This window comes from Streptomyces sp. NPDC127092 (assembly GCF_042722475.1).
In the GTDB taxonomy this organism is placed as follows: Bacteria; Actinomycetota; Actinomycetes; order Streptomycetales; family Streptomycetaceae; genus Streptomyces.
The window spans coordinates 44,259-61,180 of the sequence record NZ_JBHXFE010000050.1; the positions used below are offsets into that span (position 1 = coordinate 44,259).

The 16,922-nt window shown below is 73.9% G+C and carries 14 protein-coding genes; 9 read left to right on the forward strand and 5 right to left on the reverse strand.

The genetic code is table 11. The features are described 5' to 3' along the window. Positions 1-16: 16 nt before the first annotated feature. Positions 17-1,453: an ATP-binding protein gene (locus tag ACFWJO_RS31660; protein WP_386870703.1), complete on the forward strand. Its 1,437-nt coding sequence runs from the start codon at positions 17-19 to the stop codon at positions 1,451-1,453. A 95-nt stretch (positions 1,454-1,548) separates the two neighbouring features. Here the strand turns inward: ACFWJO_RS31660 and ACFWJO_RS31665 are convergent, their stop codons facing one another. From ACFWJO_RS31665 to ACFWJO_RS31680, 4 genes are all read right to left on the reverse strand, one after another. Beyond that, positions 1,549-2,547, reverse strand: coding sequence for a TAXI family TRAP transporter solute-binding subunit (locus ACFWJO_RS31665; RefSeq protein WP_386870705.1), 999 nt, complete (start codon positions 2,545-2,547; stop codon positions 1,549-1,551). A 102-nt stretch (positions 2,548-2,649) separates the two neighbouring features. Continuing rightward, on the reverse strand, positions 2,650-3,837 hold the full coding sequence (locus tag ACFWJO_RS31670; RefSeq protein WP_386870707.1) for an RCC1 domain-containing protein: 1,188 nt from the start codon (positions 3,835-3,837) through the stop codon (positions 2,650-2,652). Between the two features lie 25 nt (positions 3,838-3,862). Further along, positions 3,863-5,029 carry an RCC1 domain-containing protein gene (locus ACFWJO_RS31675; RefSeq protein ID WP_386870709.1) on the reverse strand — a complete coding sequence of 389 codons (1,167 nt, stop codon included), beginning with the start codon at positions 5,027-5,029 and terminating at the stop codon, positions 3,863-3,865. Between the two features lie 16 nt (positions 5,030-5,045). After that, positions 5,046-6,266 carry an RCC1-like domain-containing protein gene (locus tag ACFWJO_RS31680; RefSeq protein ID WP_386870711.1) on the reverse strand — a complete coding sequence of 407 codons (1,221 nt, stop codon included), beginning with the start codon at positions 6,264-6,266 and terminating at the stop codon, positions 5,046-5,048. A 587-nt stretch (positions 6,267-6,853) separates the two neighbouring features. Here ACFWJO_RS31680 and ACFWJO_RS31685 point away from each other — a divergent pair. From ACFWJO_RS31685 to ACFWJO_RS31695, 3 genes are all read left to right on the forward strand, one after another. Continuing rightward, positions 6,854-7,372 carry a hypothetical protein gene (locus ACFWJO_RS31685; protein ID WP_386870713.1) on the forward strand — a complete coding sequence of 173 codons (519 nt, stop codon included), beginning with the start codon at positions 6,854-6,856 and terminating at the stop codon, positions 7,370-7,372. A gap of 192 nt (positions 7,373-7,564) precedes the next feature. Next, positions 7,565-8,515 carry a hypothetical protein gene (locus ACFWJO_RS31690; RefSeq protein ID WP_386870715.1) on the forward strand — a complete coding sequence of 317 codons (951 nt, stop codon included), beginning with the start codon at positions 7,565-7,567 and terminating at the stop codon, positions 8,513-8,515. A gap of 63 nt (positions 8,516-8,578) precedes the next feature. Beyond that, a complete protein-coding gene (locus ACFWJO_RS31695) occupies positions 8,579-10,132 on the forward strand; it encodes a hypothetical protein (RefSeq protein ID WP_386870717.1) in 1,554 nt (517 codons plus the stop codon). On the opposite strand, the gene ACFWJO_RS31700 is transcribed toward ACFWJO_RS31695, so the two are convergent. Next, the gene (locus tag ACFWJO_RS31700; RefSeq protein WP_386870718.1) at positions 10,125-11,030 is read right to left on the reverse strand and encodes a LysR substrate-binding domain-containing protein; all 906 of its coding nucleotides are present in this window, start codon (positions 11,028-11,030) and stop codon (positions 10,125-10,127) included. The two genes, ACFWJO_RS31695 and ACFWJO_RS31700, sit on opposite strands and share 8 nt — an antisense overlap. A gap of 273 nt (positions 11,031-11,303) precedes the next feature. Between ACFWJO_RS31700 and ACFWJO_RS31705 the strand changes: the two genes are divergently transcribed. The 5 genes from ACFWJO_RS31705 (at position 11,304) to ACFWJO_RS31725 (ending at position 16,881) form a co-directional block, all read left to right on the forward strand. Beyond that, positions 11,304-12,503, forward strand: a complete 1,200-nt coding sequence (locus ACFWJO_RS31705; protein WP_386870720.1) for a four-carbon acid sugar kinase family protein — start codon at positions 11,304-11,306, stop codon at positions 12,501-12,503. Next, positions 12,500-13,657 carry a 4-hydroxythreonine-4-phosphate dehydrogenase PdxA gene (gene pdxA, locus ACFWJO_RS31710; protein WP_386870722.1) on the forward strand — a complete coding sequence of 386 codons (1,158 nt, stop codon included), beginning with the start codon at positions 12,500-12,502 and terminating at the stop codon, positions 13,655-13,657. The genes ACFWJO_RS31705 and pdxA overlap by 4 nt, the downstream gene beginning before the upstream one ends. Positions 13,658-13,732: 75 nt before the next feature. After that, entirely contained in the window at positions 13,733-14,407 is a 675-nt protein-coding gene (locus tag ACFWJO_RS31715) for a hypothetical protein (protein WP_386870724.1), read from the forward strand. A gap of 118 nt (positions 14,408-14,525) precedes the next feature. Beyond that, the gene (miaB, locus tag ACFWJO_RS31720) at positions 14,526-15,974 is read left to right on the forward strand and encodes a tRNA (N6-isopentenyl adenosine(37)-C2)-methylthiotransferase MiaB (protein WP_386870738.1); all 1,449 of its coding nucleotides are present in this window, start codon (positions 14,526-14,528) and stop codon (positions 15,972-15,974) included. A 199-nt stretch (positions 15,975-16,173) separates the two neighbouring features. After that, a complete protein-coding gene (locus ACFWJO_RS31725) occupies positions 16,174-16,881 on the forward strand; it encodes a class III extradiol dioxygenase subunit B-like domain-containing protein (protein WP_386870726.1) in 708 nt (235 codons plus the stop codon). Positions 16,882-16,922: the final 41 nt, after the last annotated feature.

Here is a 16,922-nt window from a genome sequence, read left to right on the forward strand (position 1 = left end):
CCCCGCCCGTCCGCTCGTGCGCACCCGACTCCTCCCGCTCCTCATCGTCCTGATGGCCGGTGTCCTGCTCGCCCTCGGCTTCCCGCTCGCCGCCAGCACCGCCGCGTCGGAGCAGCAGCGGGTGGTCGTCGACCGGCTCGACGACGCGGCCCGGTTCGCGGCCCTCGCCCAGTTCGTCAGCGAGAGCCGCTTCGGCCCCGACGAGCGCCGCTCCACCCTCAGCGGCGAACTCACCAGCTACCACGAGGTGTACGGGATCAGGGCCGGCATCTTCTACCGCGACAACCGGGCCATGGCCGCCGCCCCCGAGGACTGGGTCGTGCCGTACGAGGGCGAGGGCAGACGCGCCTTCAACGAGGCCCTGCTCGGCCGCCGCAGCCACGACCCGCCGCAGGTGTGGCCCTGGCAGGGCGACGCCTGGCTCACCATCGCCTCCCCGGTCGTCCGGGACGGAGACGTCGTCGCCGTCGTCGTCACCGAATCGCCCACCGGGCAGCTGCGCTCCCGCATCCTGCGCGACTGGCTGCTGATCTTCGCCGGCGAGGCCGCCGCCATGCTGCTCGCCGTCGGCGCCGCCTTCCGGCTCACCGGCTGGGTGCTCCGGCCCGTCCGCGTGCTCGACGCGGTCACCCACGACATCGCGACCGGCCGGATGAACTCCCGGGTCGCCGCCACCGGCGGCCCGCCCGAACTGCGCCGCCTGGCCCGCTCCTTCAACGAGATGGCCGACCACGTCGAGGACGTCCTCGACCAGCAGCGGGCCTTCGTCGCCGACGCCTCCCACCAGCTGCGCAACCCGCTCGCCGCGCTGCTGCTGCGGATCGAGCTGCTCGCCCTCGAACTCCCCGAGGGCAACGAGGAGATCGCGTCCGTGCGCACCGAGGGCAAGCGACTGGCCCAGGTGCTCGACGACCTGCTCGACCTCGCGCTCGCCGAGCACACGGCCGCCGACCTGCGGCTCACCGACATCGGCGCGCTCGCCGCCGAGCGGGTCGCCTCCTGGCGCGCGGTCGCCGAGGACAAGGGCGTGGCGCTGGTCGCGGACACCGCGGCCGTCACGGCCTGGGCCGACCCGGTGGCGCTGTCCAGCGCGCTCGACGCGGTGATCGACAACGCCCTGAAGTTCACTCCGGCCGGCGAGGACGTCGGCGTCACGGTCCGGCTCGCCGCCGACGGCGCGACCGTCGAGGTCGAGGTCGCCGACCACGGGCCCGGGCTCACCGACGAGGAGCTGGAACGGGTCGGCGACCGCTTCTGGCGCTCCAACCGGCACCAGAACGTCAAGGGCTCCGGCCTCGGGCTGTCCATCTCGCGCGTGCTGCTGGCGGCGGGCGGCGGCACCATCGCGTACGCCCGCAACGCGCCCCACGGCCTGCGGGTGACGGTCGCCGTGCCGCGCGAGGACCCGCGGACGGACCGCCGGCCGGGCGGCGAGCCGGGCGTCGGGGTCTGAGGTCCGGCGTCCGGGGTCACGGCGTCCGGGATCACGGCGTCCGGCCCGCCCCCGGACCGGGGCCTACGGCTCCCGAGGCTTACGGCTCCCGAGGCTTACGGCTTCACGGAGCGGTAGTAGCGCCGGGCGCCCTCGTGCAAGGGCACGGGCTCCGTGTAGATCGCGGTCCGCAGGTCCACCAGCTGTGCCGGGTGCACCTGGCTGCCGATCCCGTCGCGGCTGGCGATCACCGTACGGGTGAAGCCCTCCACCAGGTCCGGATCGGCGTCGTCCGTGGTCACCAGGATGTTCGCCACGGCCAGGGTGTCCACCGGGTTGCCGCTCTGGGCGAGGCTGTACGCGTCGCCCGGGATGGTCGCCGAGCGGTAGTGACGGGTCGACTCGCCCACGTCGTGCAGGCTGTCCACCAGGGCGGCGTCCAGCGGCACCAGCCGGACCGGCAGCCGCTCGGACAGCGCCTGCACGGCCTGCGTGGGCAGACCGCCCGACCAGAAGAAGGCGTCGAGCCGGCGCCGCTCCATGAGGCCCGGCATCGTGTCGATGCCGGCCGAGACCGGGACGATGTCGACGTCCGGGGTGAGCCCGGCCGCCGCGAGCACCCGGTCGGCGATCAGCCGCACGCCCGAGCCGGACTGGCCCACGCCGACGCGCAGCCCGCGCAGATCGGCCACCTTCTCCACGGGCGAGCCCTTGGGGACGATCAGCTGGACGTAGTCGTCGTAGAGCCGGGCGCAGCCGCGCAGCTTCTCGAAGCCGGGCTTGCGGTCCCGCTGGTACTGGGCCACGGCGTCCGCCGTCGCCACGGTGAAATCGGCCTCGCCGGAGGCGAGCCTGGCCAGGTTCTGCTGGGAGCCCTCGCTGTTCTTCAGCGTTATCGAGACCTTGGGGAGATCGCGCGCGAGGGCTTCCTGGAGCAGCTCGCCGTACCGCTGGTAGACGCCCGTGGGCACGCCGGTGCTGAAGGTGATGTGCCCGCTCGGCGTCTTCGTACCGAACGGAACCAGCCACCAGACGAGGACCCCGGCCAGCACCAGGAGCGCCGCCGAGACCTGGATCAGGCGGCGGCGGGCAGAACGGGACATCGCGGTGAACATGGCGCGATCCTGCCAGCTCGTGGAGGGTCCTGGCCAGGCCGACCCCGGCCAGGACCCGTGCCGCCACGACGCCGCTGTCCCCTCGCCACGGCACCGCTACGGTCAGTAGGCGAAGGCGGACTTCCCGGTCGTGGTGGCCGACACGTGCGAGACGCCGCTGCCCGGCGGCAGCGCCGTCACCGTCGAGGTCCCCGTCGTCCCGGTCGTGGTGCCGTCACCGAGCTGGGCCGCCGCGTTGGCGCCCCAGCCGACCACCGAACCGTCGTCGAGCGCGGCGACGGTGAAGTCGACGCCTCCGGAGATCTCCTGCACGCCCCTGAGGTGGTCGAGGACGACCGGGGTGGTGCGGTTGGCGTTCGTGCCGTCGCCGAGCTGGCGCTCCGTGTTCCTGCCCCAGCCCGCCACGCTGCCGTCGTCGAGGACGGCGAAGCTCGTGGCGTTGGCCGTGAAGATCCTGGCCACGGCGTCGAGGTAGGCGACGTCCACGGGAGTGTTGCTGTCGGCCCGCCGGTCGTCGCCGAGCTGGCCCTCGCCCCCCTTGCCCCAGGCCTTGACGGTGTTGTCGGCGGTCAGCGCGAGGACGTGGTCGCAGCCGACGGAGATCGCCTCGACGTTCTCCAGTTCCCCGACCTTCTGCGGGGTCTCGCGGGTGGTGTTGCTGCCGGTGCCGAGCCGCCCGTTGTCGCCCTTGCCCCAGGTCCAGACGGTGCCGTCCTGGCGCAGTGCCACGCTGAAGTCGCAGCCCGCGCCGACGTCCTTCACCTTGTCCAGGCTCTGCACGGGGATCGGGGCCTTGTAGGGGTTGGTGGTGTCCTGACCGGTGCCGAGCTGCTTGGAGGCGTTGCTGCCCCAGGCGAGGACCCGGCCGCCCTTGACCGCGAGGACGTGGTTGAGGCCGGCGGAGACCGCGCTGACCCCGGACAGGCCGCTGACGGTGGCCGGGAAGCTCTGGGCGGTGGTGGTCCCGTTGCCGAGCTGGCCGGTGGCGTTGCTGCCCCAGGCCTTCACCGTGCCGTCCTTGAGGAGCGCGACCGCGAAGGAGTTGTTGGTGTTGCCGGCGATGCCTCCGCCGCCGGACAGCCTGCGCACGTCGTCACGGGCGATGCCGCTGACGGCCGCCGGCGTCTGCTGGGCCAGGGAGGAGCCGTTGCCGAGCTGGCCCTGGGCGTTGTCGCCCCAGGCTCGGACCCAGGGGTCGGTGCCGGCGGCGCTCGCGGGGGTGGTGGTGAGGGGGAGGGCCGCCGCCAGGGACAGGGCGGCGAGGAGGGTGAGACGCAGGGGTGGGGTCATCTGCGTGCCTTTCGTTTCGGGGGAGTCAGTAGGCGTAGCTGCTCGTCCACGAGGTGGAGGTCGCCACCCGGGTCGCGCCGCTGCCGGGAGGCAGGGCCAGGACCGGTGTGGGAGAGGCGGTGGTGGTGCCGTTGCCGAGCTGCCCGTGACCGTTGTCGCCCCAGCTGAGGACGGACTGGTCGTCGAGGACGGCCAGGGTGTGGCGCCAGGTGCCGGACAGGGCGACCACCCCGGTCAGGGCGGGGATCGGGACGGGCGTGGTCCGGTTGACGGTGCTGCCGTCTCCCAGCTGGCCGGCCCAGTTGCCGCCCCAGCCGCGGACGGTGCCGTCGTCGAGGACGGCGAACGCGTGGTAGCCGCCGGAGAAGACCGAGGAGACGTTCTCCAGGTGCCGCACGGCCACGGGGACGGGACTGGCATCGGTCGAGCCGTTGCCGAGTTCCCCGCTCTTGTTGCGGCCCCAGGCCTGCACGGTGCCGTCGGCGGTGAGGGCGAGGGTGCAGTGGCAGCCGGCCGCGACGGCCACCACGTCCCGGAGTCCGGCGACCCGCTTCGGGGTGCTCCGGCCGGTCGTGGAGCCGTCGCCCAGCTGGCCTTCGTCGTTCCGGCCCCAGGTCCAGACCGTGCCGTCCTTCCGCAGGGCGACGGCGTGGTGGCAGCCGGCCGCGACGTCCTTGACCTTGTCGAGGCTCTGTACGCGGACCGGACGGGCGGCCGGGTCGGTGGAGCCGTCGCCGAGCTGGCCGTGGGCGTTGCCGCCCCAGGCCAGGACCCGGCCGCCGCTCACGGCGTAGGCGAAGTAGCCGCCCGCGGCCACCTCCGTCACACCGGACAGACCGGCGACGGCGGCCGGGTGGGGCCGTGACGTCGTCGTGCCGTCCCCGAGCTGGCCGTCGGAGTTCCCGCCCCAGCTCCGGACGGTGCCGTCGTGCAGCACCGCGACCGCGAACGCGATGGTGGAGTTGTAGCCGCCGCCCGCCAGTTCGCGTACGTCCTTGCGGGCCAGGCCCTTCACGGCCGACGGCGTCGGCTGGTCGAGCGTGGATCCGTTGCCGAGCTGGCCGGCGCCGTTGTGGCCCCAGGCCTGCACCCACGGGTCGCTCGGTTCGGCGGCCCTCGCGGGGCCCGCCGTCAGGACGAGGACGCTCAGCGCGAGCACGACCGCGGCCCGCCCCGCGTCAGGGCGCGTCATCACGTACGCACCCCGCTCAGTAGGCGTACGTCGAGTTGCCGCCCAGCGACGCGACCACGTCCTTCACCTTCGAGCCCTCGTTGAGGATCTTCACCGACTCGAAGCGGGACACGGTGGTGCCGTTGCCGAGCTGGCCCTCGCCGTTGTGGCCCCACGCGAACACCTCGTCCGCCGTGACCGCGACGCCGTGCCGCGCGCCCGCCGCGAGGTGCTGGACGCCCTCCAGGCGGGGGATCTCGACGGGGGCGGTGCGGTTGGTGCGGGAGACGTTGGAGTCGAAGGCCTCGTCGGCCTCCAGGAGTTGGCCGTACTGGTTGTTGCCCCAGCCCCAGACGTGACTGTCGCTGGTCTTGGCGTAGTTGTGGAAGGCGCCCGCCTCGATCTCGGAGACGCCCTCCAGCCAGTCGACGTCGACCGGGACGGTGGACGACTTGGTGCTGGAGTTGCCCAGCTGGCCGTAGAGGTTGTAACCCCAGGACCTGACCGTGTCGTCGGCGGTCAGCGCGAGCGCGTGGTGGCAGCCGGCGTCGATCGCGACGACGTCCGTGAGGTCGGCGACCTGCCGTGGCACGGAGCTGGTGGCGCGGCTGCCGTTGCCGAGCTGGCCGTGGATGCCGCGGCCCCAGGCGTACACCTTGCCGTTCTCCAGGAGCGCGAGGCTGAAGTCGCAGCCGGCCGAGATCTGCTTGACCTTCGGCATGCCCTGGACACGGTCGGGGACCGTACGGCTGTCGCCGGTGCGGTTGTTGCCGAGCTGGCCGTAGGAGTTGTCGCCCCAGGAGTAGACCTGGCCGCTGGTGTCGAGCGCGAGGGCGTGCCGGCCGCCGGCCGCGACGTCCTTGACGTTCGTCAGGCGCGGCACGGTGGCCGGGACGGTCTGGTTGTCGTTGCCGCCGTTGCCGAGCTGACCCGAGGAGTTGTGGCCCCAGGACTTCACGGTCTTGTCGGTACGGGCGAGGACGAACGAGTCGGCCGACGAGGTGCCGCCCGCCGACATCTGGTCGACGTCGCCGCGGAACAGACTGGTGACCGAGGTGGGGGACAGGCTGTCGGCGAGGGTGCCGTTGCCGAGCTGGCCGGTGCGGCCGGCGCCCCAGCTCAGCACCGTCGGATTGCCCTCGTTGGCGAGGGCCGGGGGCGCGAGCGCCGGCAGCGCGGCGAGGGCGGCGATCCCGGTGACGGCCGCGAGGCTCCGGCGGAGCCTGCGGCGCAGGGGAACGCGTCGTGATCGGGACATGGGTCTGCTCTCCTTCGTGGGGGACGTACGGGAGGGCGGACCACGGGCATGGGGTGCCCGGGACCTGGCCCGACGGCCTGGAACGGACCGCCGGACACATGAGCAGACTGACCGACAATGATCATGGGCGCGAGCCGGATCGCCCGAAACACCCGTATGCCCGACGGCCGTTCGGGAAACAGACCGCGGTGCCGGTTTCACCGGATCGAGTCGAGTGCGCCGGTCCCGCCGACCCGCGGCGGAAGGCCGCCGATCGGAAGCGCCCGGCAGGGTGAGGAGCCCCGGCCGGGGCGGGTACGAGGCTCTCGCGCAGGGACCCCGGAACCATCCGGACGGGTGTCGGACGGGCAGGCGCGGGCCGTCCTCCGCGCGACCGTCCGGCGGGCCGTTCGGCCGACCGCGGATGCGCTCCGCCGATGTGGTGAGCCGGGTTCCGGGCCCGCGCCACGCCGTGTGTCGCGCCGGAACGCCGACACCGGTCCGGTTAGCGTCGGCGTGCGCTTGGCGATCTTGGTTGGCGAGTCCCCGCCGTGATCCCCGCGCCCTTCACACGATCCGGAATTCGCCCCCGTCCCCAGGGAGTTGCCATGCCTTCCGCCCTGCCCGCAGCCGCCTCCGTACGACGCGTGCTCGGCGCCGCCGCACTCGCCGCCGCGCTGTCCCTGACCGGAGCGCCGGCCGTCTGGGCCGCGCCCCCGTCCGTACCCGTCGAGGAGTGCAAGCCCGACGACCAGGCGTGCAAGGACAACGAGGCCAACGCCAACGAGGCCAAGGAGATCGACGAACAGCAGAAGAAGACCAAGGAGGCCGCGACGCAGGCCGACAAGGACATCAAGAAGGTCGGCAAGGACCTGGAGGCGTGCAAGCCCGACGCGGAGGATTCGGGCGCCTGCATGGGCAAGCTGGCCAAGGGCAACGGCGAGAAGGAGGGCCTGGCCGGCATGACGTCCACCATCGACGGCTTCCGGCCCGACCCGAGCGACAACGCCCAGTCCGCCGTCACCAGCACCTGCGCCGGCTTCCCGGCCTCGCTCCCCGAGGGATCGACCGACCCGGGCCAGTCCCCGTTCCCGGTGTCCCAGCTGTGCTCGCTGCTCGGCTCCTGAGCTGCCCGCTCGGAGCTTCCCCGGCTCGGAGCCTCCCCGCTCGGGGCCTCCCTCCTGGGGCCGGTCCCGGTCCCATTCGACGCCTGGGCCCGCTCGACGCCCGGGCCCACGCCGACTCCCACCCCCCCACTCCCACGCCGATTCTGAGTCCCACCCCCACCCCCACGCTCCGTCCCGAAGGGATGTCCCCCCATGCCCTCGCGCCGTCCCGCGCTCGTGTTCCTGCCCGTCCTGGCCCTCGGCCTCGCCGTGCCTCTCGCCCCGCCCGCCGTCGGCGCGGAGGAGGGGCCCGGAGAGCCGCCCACCCCGCGTGCCGTCACCGCCGACGGCCGTCCGGCGAAGATCGCCGACATCCTGAAGTACTGCGAGACCAAGGCCGACGCCTGCCGGTTCGCCATCGACCCCAAGCAGGGGCGGGAGTTCGCGACCGCCGTACGGTCCCTCGGCAACGCGGTCGTCAACTGCACGGACAGCGACATGAGCGTCGACCGCACGGTCACCCTGCGCACGTCCAGCACCGACAACATCGGCGGCGAGATCTCCGGCAAAATCACCGCCGAGGGCACCATCACCGCCTCCGGCGAGGTCACCACCAACCTCACCAACGACATCACCAGCGAGCACAAGACGCCGAACCTCAAGGACGGGCCGACCTCGACGAACGGCACCAAGACCGGCGTCGCGGCCGGTGGCAAGGTGGCCGGCTCGATGGCCGCCAAACTCGCCTTCGAGGCCGCGTTCAAGGCCACGTACTCCAAGTCGTGGACGGTCGACAACACCGAGGCGACGACGTACAAGACCACCGTCAAGGCCTACGACATGCTGGTGTTCGGCGCGAGCGCCGCCATGCGGCGGGTCGTCGGCAGCCTCGTCGCCAACACCGGCGCCCAGATCCTGGGGATCGCCGTGGACAGCCCGTCCATGGTCAACTCCAGCACCTTCGTCGCCCAGACCTACGCCGCACCCCCCAATCTGTGCGGCCGTACGCGCCCCACGGGCAACACGGCCGGCGGCAACAACCCGCAGCCCGGGCCGCCGTCGACCCCCCGCTCCGCGCCCGACCGCTCCCTGCCCGCCCGCGACGCCCTCGTCCCCGGCGTCGCGCCCAAGCGGGTCGAGGTGCTGCGGCCCGCCGGTTCCTGAAGCACCCTCCCTGCGACGTCCCGCCCCTGGCACGCACCACCCCCCACCGAGGAGTCCGTCCCCATGTCTTCCTCCCTGACCTGCTCCCTCCGCACCCTGGCCGCCGTCGGCGCCACCGGCCTTCTTCTCCCCGCCCTCACGGCCGGGCCGGCGGCCGGTGCCGCGGCGCCCGCCGAAGTGCCGGCCACGGCCGCTGCCGCCCGAACCTCCGCTGCTCAAGCCCCCGCTGCCGCCCATAGCCCCGCTGTCGCCCACGCCCCCGCTGTCGCCCACGGCCGCGCTGTCGCCCACGGCCCCGCTGCCCAAGCCACCGTCGTCCAGGCCCCCGCCTCCCAGGCCGTGGACGTCCTCAACGGTGACTTCGCCGACCCCGTGATGAAGGGCGACGGCCCCACCACCGTCGGCCTCGACTTCTGGGACGGCCGGAACCAGCGCTACTCCCCGTCCGCCTCCGGCCGCGCCGACACCGCCCACGGCGTCGCCCTCGAGAAGGAGGGCAACTCCCTGCGGCAGCGCCTGCGCGGAGTCCGCAAGGGTGCCGAGGTGACGGTGAGTTACGAGGACAGCCCGGCCGTCTCGAAGGAGTGCAACGCCGCCGACGTCGTCGACGGCCAGCCCTACACCGTCGAGGGCTCCGGCGGCGCCGCCCGGCTCGTGACCACCGCCGGTGACCCCGACCGCGTCAAGGGCAAGCCCGGGCCCGGTCGTTGGACCAAGCGCAGCTACACCTTCACGGCCGGCGAGAACGAGCCGCTCCTCACCTTCGCCTCCAAGGTCACCGACTCCAAGACCCATGTGACCTGCACCCCGATGATCGCCCGCGTCCGGGCGACCGAGGTGCCGGTCCCGCTCGACAGGACCGTCGACAAGACCGGCCTCGGGCGGGCGGAGGCGTACAAGGGCAACGAGCGCGAGAAGACCCTGCAAAACGCGGCCGCCGCCTGCAACGGCGACAGCGCCTGCGTCTTCCGCCCCGACATGCGGATGTCGTTCCGCTACTACGACCGGGCCCGGGTGGTGGGCGAGGCCTTCGTCAACTGCACCCGCAACACCCTCGAACACACCCGGGTCGTCGCCTTCTCGGAACGGAGCCACGACAGCATCTCCCAGACCTACGCCGCCGACGGCCTGCCCCTCAACGACGTGGCCAAACTGCCCACGTCCGGGGACCGCGCGGAGGACGAGAAGCGGATCAGGGAGCGGCCGACGGTCGGCCAGTTCTCCCTCGCGTACGAGAAGAGCTGGCAGCGCGCCTGGCAGTGGTTCAGCGGCGACCGGCGCACGGTCGTCGAGCGGATCCAGCCGGGCGAGGTCAGCTGGGTGGAGCTGCAGCCGAGCCGCGAGCGGGTGGAGGGCTGGTTCCTGAGCAAGAAGGACGACTACCGGCTGCACGCCGTGATCGACGGGCCCTCGCGCGGCGCGCCGGACCGGCTGCTCCAGCGCACCGGACCCATGTCCGAGGCGGAGAAGCAGCGGTGCGCCGCCGCCCGGCCCGCGACGACCACCCCGGTCGACGCGGGGTCGGCCGCCTACTCCTCCGACAAGGGGCTCCTGAAGAGCGTTCCTCCGGCCGACACCCGCACGGTACGGGGCATCCGCACCGTCCCGCTCAGCTGATCCCGGACCGGTACCGGGAGGGCGGGGTCAGGGACGCCGTCTGTTCGCGCAGCCAGTCGAGCAGCGCGGCGACCCGCGGGTCCCGCTCCGGCGGGCGCGGGCTGAGCAGCCCGTAGCCCGTACCGTCCGCGACGAACCCGTACGGGGCCGCCAACTGGCCCCGTACGAGGTCGTCATGGACCAGCGCGTACGGTCCGACGGCCACGCCCACGCCGGCCACGGCGGCCTGGAGCGCGAGGTAGAAGTGCTCGAAGCGCTGCTCCGACGTCCCGTGGGGCGTGTGGCCGGTCAGGCGGCGCCAGTCGTCCCACGCGGACGGCCGGGTGGCGGTGTGCAGCAGCGTGACGGGCGCGCCGTCGAGCAGCCGCTCCGCGAGTTCCGGACGGCACACGGGGCCGGTCCACTCCTCGAAGAGCGGCACCCGGCTCACTCCCTCCGGCACCGGGAAGTCGTCCCGCCGCACGGCCGCGTCGACGGTGTCGCGGTCGAAGGCGGGCGGTCCGCCGCCCGCAGACAGGTGCACGGTCAGCTCCGGGTGCCGGGCCGTGAGGTCGGGCAGGCGGGGGATGAGCCAGCGCATCAGCAGCGTCGGCTCGCAGGAGAGGGCGAGCGGACCGTCCGGTTCCCGGCCGGAGACCTCGCGGGTGGCCTCCTCGATCACGTCGAGGGCCTCTCGGACGGCGGCGGCGAGCCGGCGGGCCTGCGGGGTGGGCCGCAGGGCGCGCGGCCCGCGCTCGAACAGCGCGACGCCGAGGGCCTTCTCCAGGTTCTGCACCTGCCGGCTGACGGCCCCGTGGGTGACGTGGAGCTCCCGCGCGGCCCGGGTCATGCTCGCGTGGCGGACGGTCGCCTCGAAGGGGAGCAGGGTGTTCAGCGGGGGCAGGTCCGGCCGGGTCATGTGTGAAATCTACTCACGGGTGGAGTGAGAAAGAATCGTTTGTCCTGCGGCTTCATGTTGCACCAGTGTTGATCGCGTCACCGCTGCCCCGATGCCCGCCTCCCGCCCCGACGCCCGCCTCCCGCCTCGACGCCCGCCTCCACGCCTCGACGCCCCACCGCACCGACCGACCTGCCGCCCCGGCCGACTCGACGCACCCACTGCCCGTACCCGCCGGCCCGCCGGCCCGCCGCGCCAGCCACTCCGTCCGCGACCCAGAGGGACCAGCCGCCCATGCCGCCCGCCACCGTCGCCGTCCTCGCCGACGACCTCACCAGCGCCGCCGACGGCGCCGCCCCGTTCCGCAGGACCGGCCACCGCGCCGTGGTCCTCTGCGAGCCAATCGGCGGTTCCACCGCCGGTCCGATCGCCGGTCCGATCGCCGGTCCGATCGCCGGTCCGATCGCCGCGCCGCCGGGGGAGGGCGTCACCGCCGTCGACCTCGGCACCCGTCTCGTCGACGCGGCCGAGGCGGCCGCCCGTACGCGCCGGGCCGCCGGCGCGTATGCGGGCGCCGACCTGCTGATCAAGACCGTCGACTCGACGCTGCGCGGCCACGTGGCCGCCGAAGTGCGCGCAGCACTCGCCGGATCGGGCCGCCGCGCCGCGATCGTCGCGCCCGCCTTTCCGGCCGAGGGCCGGACGACGGTCGACGGAGTCCAGTACGTCCGCGGTGTGCGGGTCGACGAGAGCGAGTTCGCTCGCGACCCTGCGCACCCGGTACGTACGGCCGACCTTGCCCGGATCCTCCCGGAGGCCGTCCTTGTCGGGGCCGAGGAACTGCCGGGAGCGGTCGCGAAGGGCGGGGTTCTCGTCTGCTCGGCGGTCTCCGACGCCGAAATCGACGCGATCGTGGCCGCCGTGCCCACCCCGGAGCAGGTCCTCTGGGTCGGCTCCCCGGGCCTCGCCGACGCCCTGGCCCGCCGTCACCCTCGTGTCCCGGCCGCCGCACCGCCCGAACTCCCGCCGGTGCGGAGCCCGCTGACCGTCGTCGGCAGCGCCAACCCCGCGAGCCGCCGTCAACTCGCCGCTCTGCAGGCCCGGTTCACCGACCCCGTGGCCGTCCTCCACACCCCCGAGGAGCGCGGCGCCGATCCCGCGGCGCTGCTCGCCCGACTCGTCGAGGAGGTCCGGCGGACGGTCGCCGAGGGCCGCGCCGACGGCCTCGTCCTCACCGGAGGCGAGACCGCCGCGGCCGTCCTCGGCGCCCTCGGCGCCGATGGCATCGAGCTCTACGACGAACCCGAACCCGGCATCGCCCGCGGCACCCTCCACGCCCCCGCCGCGCCGCACGAGACCGGTGGCGGGTCCGTGACGCCGACCCCGCTCCCGGTCCCAGTCCCAGTCCCCGTCCTCGTCAAGGCGGGCGGCTTCGGCGACGACGACGCCCTCGTCCGCCTCCATGCCCTTCTCACAGCGGGAGGCCCCCGATGACCGGCCGAGCGACCGGCCCTCTGACCGGGCCCTCAAGCGACCGCCGCACGACCGGCCGGGTCACCGGCTCTCCGACCGAGCCGCCGACCGACCGCCCCATCGCCGTCACCATGGGCGATCCCCACGGCATCGGCCCCGAGATCACGGTCAAGGCCTGCGCCGACCCTCGACTCCAGGCCCTCACCCACCCAGCACCCTCCCCAGCCCTCTCTCCCTCCCCGCCCGTCTCTCCCTCCGCCGCCTTCGCGCCCCTCCTCGTCATCGGCGACCCCGGCGCCCTCCGTCGTGCCTGCCGTACCACCGGCGTGCCCCTGCACGTGCGTTCCGTGCAGGCCGCGGCCGGCGCCGGACGGACACCCGGGGTCCTGGACGTGCTTCCGGTCGGCCCCGCCCTGCCCGAGGACCTCGCCCTGGGCACCGTCGCGGCGACCGCCGGGGCCGCTTCCTTCGCGTACGTACGCAAGGGCATCGAGCTCGCGCTCGCGGGAGAGGTACGGGCCCTGACCACCGCACCCGTCAACAAGGAGGCACTGCGCCTCGCCGGGATCCCGCACCCCGGCCACACCGAGATCCTGGCCGAGTTCTCCGGCACCGAGCGCTACGCGATGATGATGGCCAACGACGAGCTGCGGGTCGTCCTGGTCACCGTCCACCAGTCGCTCCGCGACGCGGTCGACGCGCTGACCGTGGCCCGCGAGCTGGACGTCATCCGCCTCGCCCACCGCGCCCTGCGCCGGACCGGCGGCACCGCCCCGCCCCGGATCGCCGTCGCCGGACTGAACCCGCACGCCGGCGAGAACGGCCTCTTCGGCCGCGAGGACCTGGACGTCATCGCGCCCGCCGTGCGCGCCGCACGGGCCGAGGGCATCGACGCGAGCGGCCCATGGCCCGCCGACACCGTCTTCATGCGGGCCCGGGCGGGCGAGTTCGACGCCGTCGTCGCCCAGTACCACGACCAGGGGCTCATCCCGGTGAAGTACCTGGGCCTCGAGCACGGGGTGAACATCACCCTCGGCCTGCCCTTCGTCCGCACCAGCGTCGACCACGGCACCGCGTTCGACCTCGCGGGCACCGGCACCGCCGATCACACCAGCCTGCTGACCGCCCTGCGCCACGCCGCCGAGCTGACCGCCTGCGTCACGCCGCCGAGCTGACCGCCTGCGCCACGCCGTCGAGCTGAGCGCCTGCACCACGCCACCGAGCTGACCGCCCACGCCAAGGGGACCCTCATGGACTTCGTCTTCATGCTCACCCGGGACGACCGGACCGTCACGGACTGCCTGCACGTCCTCGACTCCGTCCGCGAGCTCGGCATCACGCACATCGGCTTCAAGGACGTCGGCGTCGACCTCGCCACCCTGCGCCGGCTCCACGAGCAGATCAGGGAGCTCGGCGCCACCAGCCACCTGGAGGTCGTCGCCACCGGCCGTGACCAGGCCCTCGACTCCGTACGGGCGGCCGCCGACCTCGGCGTCGACTGGCTGATGGGCGGCACCTGGATCGAGGAGACGCTCGCCCTGATCTCGGGCACGCCCGTCCGCTACCTGCCGTTCGTCGGCGAGCCCCACGGCCATCCGACCCGGCTGGCCGGCACCCCGGCCCGTATCGCCGCGGATTGCCGCCGCGCCGAGGCGGCGGGCTGCGCGGGCGTCGACCTGCTGGCCCACCGTGCCACCGAGGCCGACCCGCTCGACCTGCTCCGGGCCGCCCGGGCGGCGACCACGGGCCGGCTCGTCGTCGCGGGCTCGCTCACCACCCCCGCCCAGATCCGGGCCCTGGCCGAGGCCGGCGCCGACGCCTTCACGGTCGGCTCGGCGGCCTTCGCGGGGGCCGTCCGCCCGGCCGCCGGCGGCCTCGCCGCCCAGCTCACCGCCGTACTGGAGGCGAGCGGCCGTCGGCCGTAGCAGGGCAACCCTCGGCCCCCCTTACCCTTGTCAGGTGACCAGCAGCAAAGACGGGACCGGAGCCGTGGCCGAGCAGGGCGTGACGCGAACCTACGAAGTACGCACCTACGGGTGCCAGATGAACGTCCACGACTCCGAGCGGCTCTCCGGTCTCCTGGAAGACGCCGGCTACGTCCGCGCCCCCGAGGGCTCCAACGGCGACGCCGACGTCGTGGTCTTCAACACCTGCGCGGTCCGCGAGAACGCCGACAACAAGCTGTACGGCAACCTCGGCCACCTCGCGCCGAAGAAGGCCGCCCGGCCCGGCATGCAGATCGCCGTCGGCGGCTGCCTGGCGCAGAAGGACCGCGACACCATCGTCAAGAAGGCGCCCTGGGTCGACGTGGTCTTCGGCACCCACAACATCGGCAAGCTGCCGGTCCTGCTGGAGCGCGCCCGCGTCCAGGAGGAGGCGCAGGTCGAGATCGCGGAGTCCCTGGAGGCCTTCCCCTCGACGCTGCCGACCCGGCGCGAGTCCGCGTACGCCGCCTGGGTCTCGATCTCCGTCGGCTGCAACAACACCTGCACCTTCTGCATCGTCCCGGCGCTGCGCGGCAAGGAGGAGGACCGCCGTCCCGGCGACATCCTCGCCGAGATCGAGGCGCTGGTCGGCGAGGGCGTCTCCGAGATCACGCTGCTCGGCCAGAACGTCAACGCGTACGGCTCCGACCTCGGCGACCGCGAGGCCTTCAGCAAGCTGCTGCGCGCCTGCGGCGAGATCGAGGGGCTGGAGCGGGTCCGTTTCACCTCGCCGCACCCGCGCGACTTCACGGACGACGTGATCGCCGCCATGGCCGAGACGCCGAACGTGATGCCGCAGCTGCACATGCCGCTGCAGTCCGGCTCGGACACGGTCCTGAAGGCGATGCGCCGCTCGTACCGGCAGGAGCGCTTCCTCGGGATCATCGAGAAGGTGCGCGCCGCGATCCCGCACGCCGCCATCTCCACCGACATCATCGTGGGATTCCCCGGCGAGACCGAGGAGGACTTCGAGCAGACCATGCACGTGGTGCGCGAGGCCCGCTTCGCGAACGCCTTCACCTTCCAGTACTCCAAGCGCCCCGGCACCCCCGCGGCCACCATGGAGGGCCAGGTCCCGAAGGAGGTCGTGCAGGCGCGCTACGAGCGTCTCGTCGCCCTCCAGGAGGAGATCTCCTGGGAGGAGAACAAGAAGCAGGTCGGCCGCACCCTGGAGGTCATGGTCGCGGAGGGCGAGGGCCGCAAGGACGGCGAGACCCACCGCCTGTCCGGCCGCGCCCCCGACAACCGTCTCGTCCACTTCACCAAGCCGGACGAGGACGTGCGTCCGGGTGACGTCGTGACCGTCGAGATCACTTACGCCGCCCCGCACCACCTTCTCGCCGAGGGCCCGACCACCGCCGTCCGCCGCACCCGCGCGGGCGACGCCTGGGAGAAGCGCACCGCCGCCGCGGCCGCGAAGCCGGCGGGCGTCCTGCTGGGCCTCCCGAAGATCGGCGTGCCGGAACCGCTCCCGGTCGCGGACGCGCCGGCCTGCGGCAGCCACTGAGCCGGACGCGGACGCGTACACGGACGCGGACGCGGACGCGGCCGGGAGGCGAGCTGACCCGAGCCGGGGCGGGCTGAGCCGGGCTGAGCTGAGTCGAGCTCGCTGCAAGGCCCCCTAGGCCCCCTAGGCCCCCTAGGCCCCGGTCGGCCCGGTCGGGCCCGTCCGGCCTGCCGGGGCGCGGTCCCGCTAGGCTCGGATCATGCTTGTCGCAGCCGCCGTCTGTCCCTGCCCTCCGCTCCTCGTTCCCGCCGTCGCGGCCGGGGCCGCGTCCGAGCTCGACGAGACGCGGACGGCGTGTTCCGACGCACTCGGGGTGCTCGCCGCGTCGCGGCCCGACCGGCTGGTCGTCGTGGGGCCCGCGGCCGAGGACGGCCGGGGCGTGCATCCGGCGGGTTCGGCCGGTTCCTTCGCGGGGTTCGGTGTCGACCTGACCGTACGGCTCGGCAGCGGGCCCGGCGGTGACCGGCCGCTGCCCGCCTCGCTGGCCGTCGCGGCCTGGCTTCTGGAGCACACCGACTGGGCGGACGCGCCGGTCGAGGGACTGGGTGTCGGCGAGCCGCTCGACGCCCCGCGCTGCGCCGCGACCGGCCGCGAGATCGCCGGGTCGGCGGACCGGGTCGCCCTGCTGGTGATGGGCGACGGCAGCGCCTGCCGTACGGTCAAGGCGCCCGGCTATCTGGACGAGCGCGCCGAGGCCTTCGACGGGGCCGCCGCCCGGGCCCTGGGAGCAGCGGACCCGGCCGCGCTGCTCGGCCTGGACGCGGAGCTCGCGTACGAACTGAAGGCCGCCGGGCGGGCCCCCTGGCAGGTGCTCGCGGGCGCAGCCGAGGGCGCGGGCCTCGCGGGGCGGCTGCTCTACGAGGACGCTCCCTACGGAGTCGGCTACTTCGTGGCCGCCTGGAGCTAGTGGCACCCGACGCAACGGCGGACGGCCGCGGAGCGCGATGC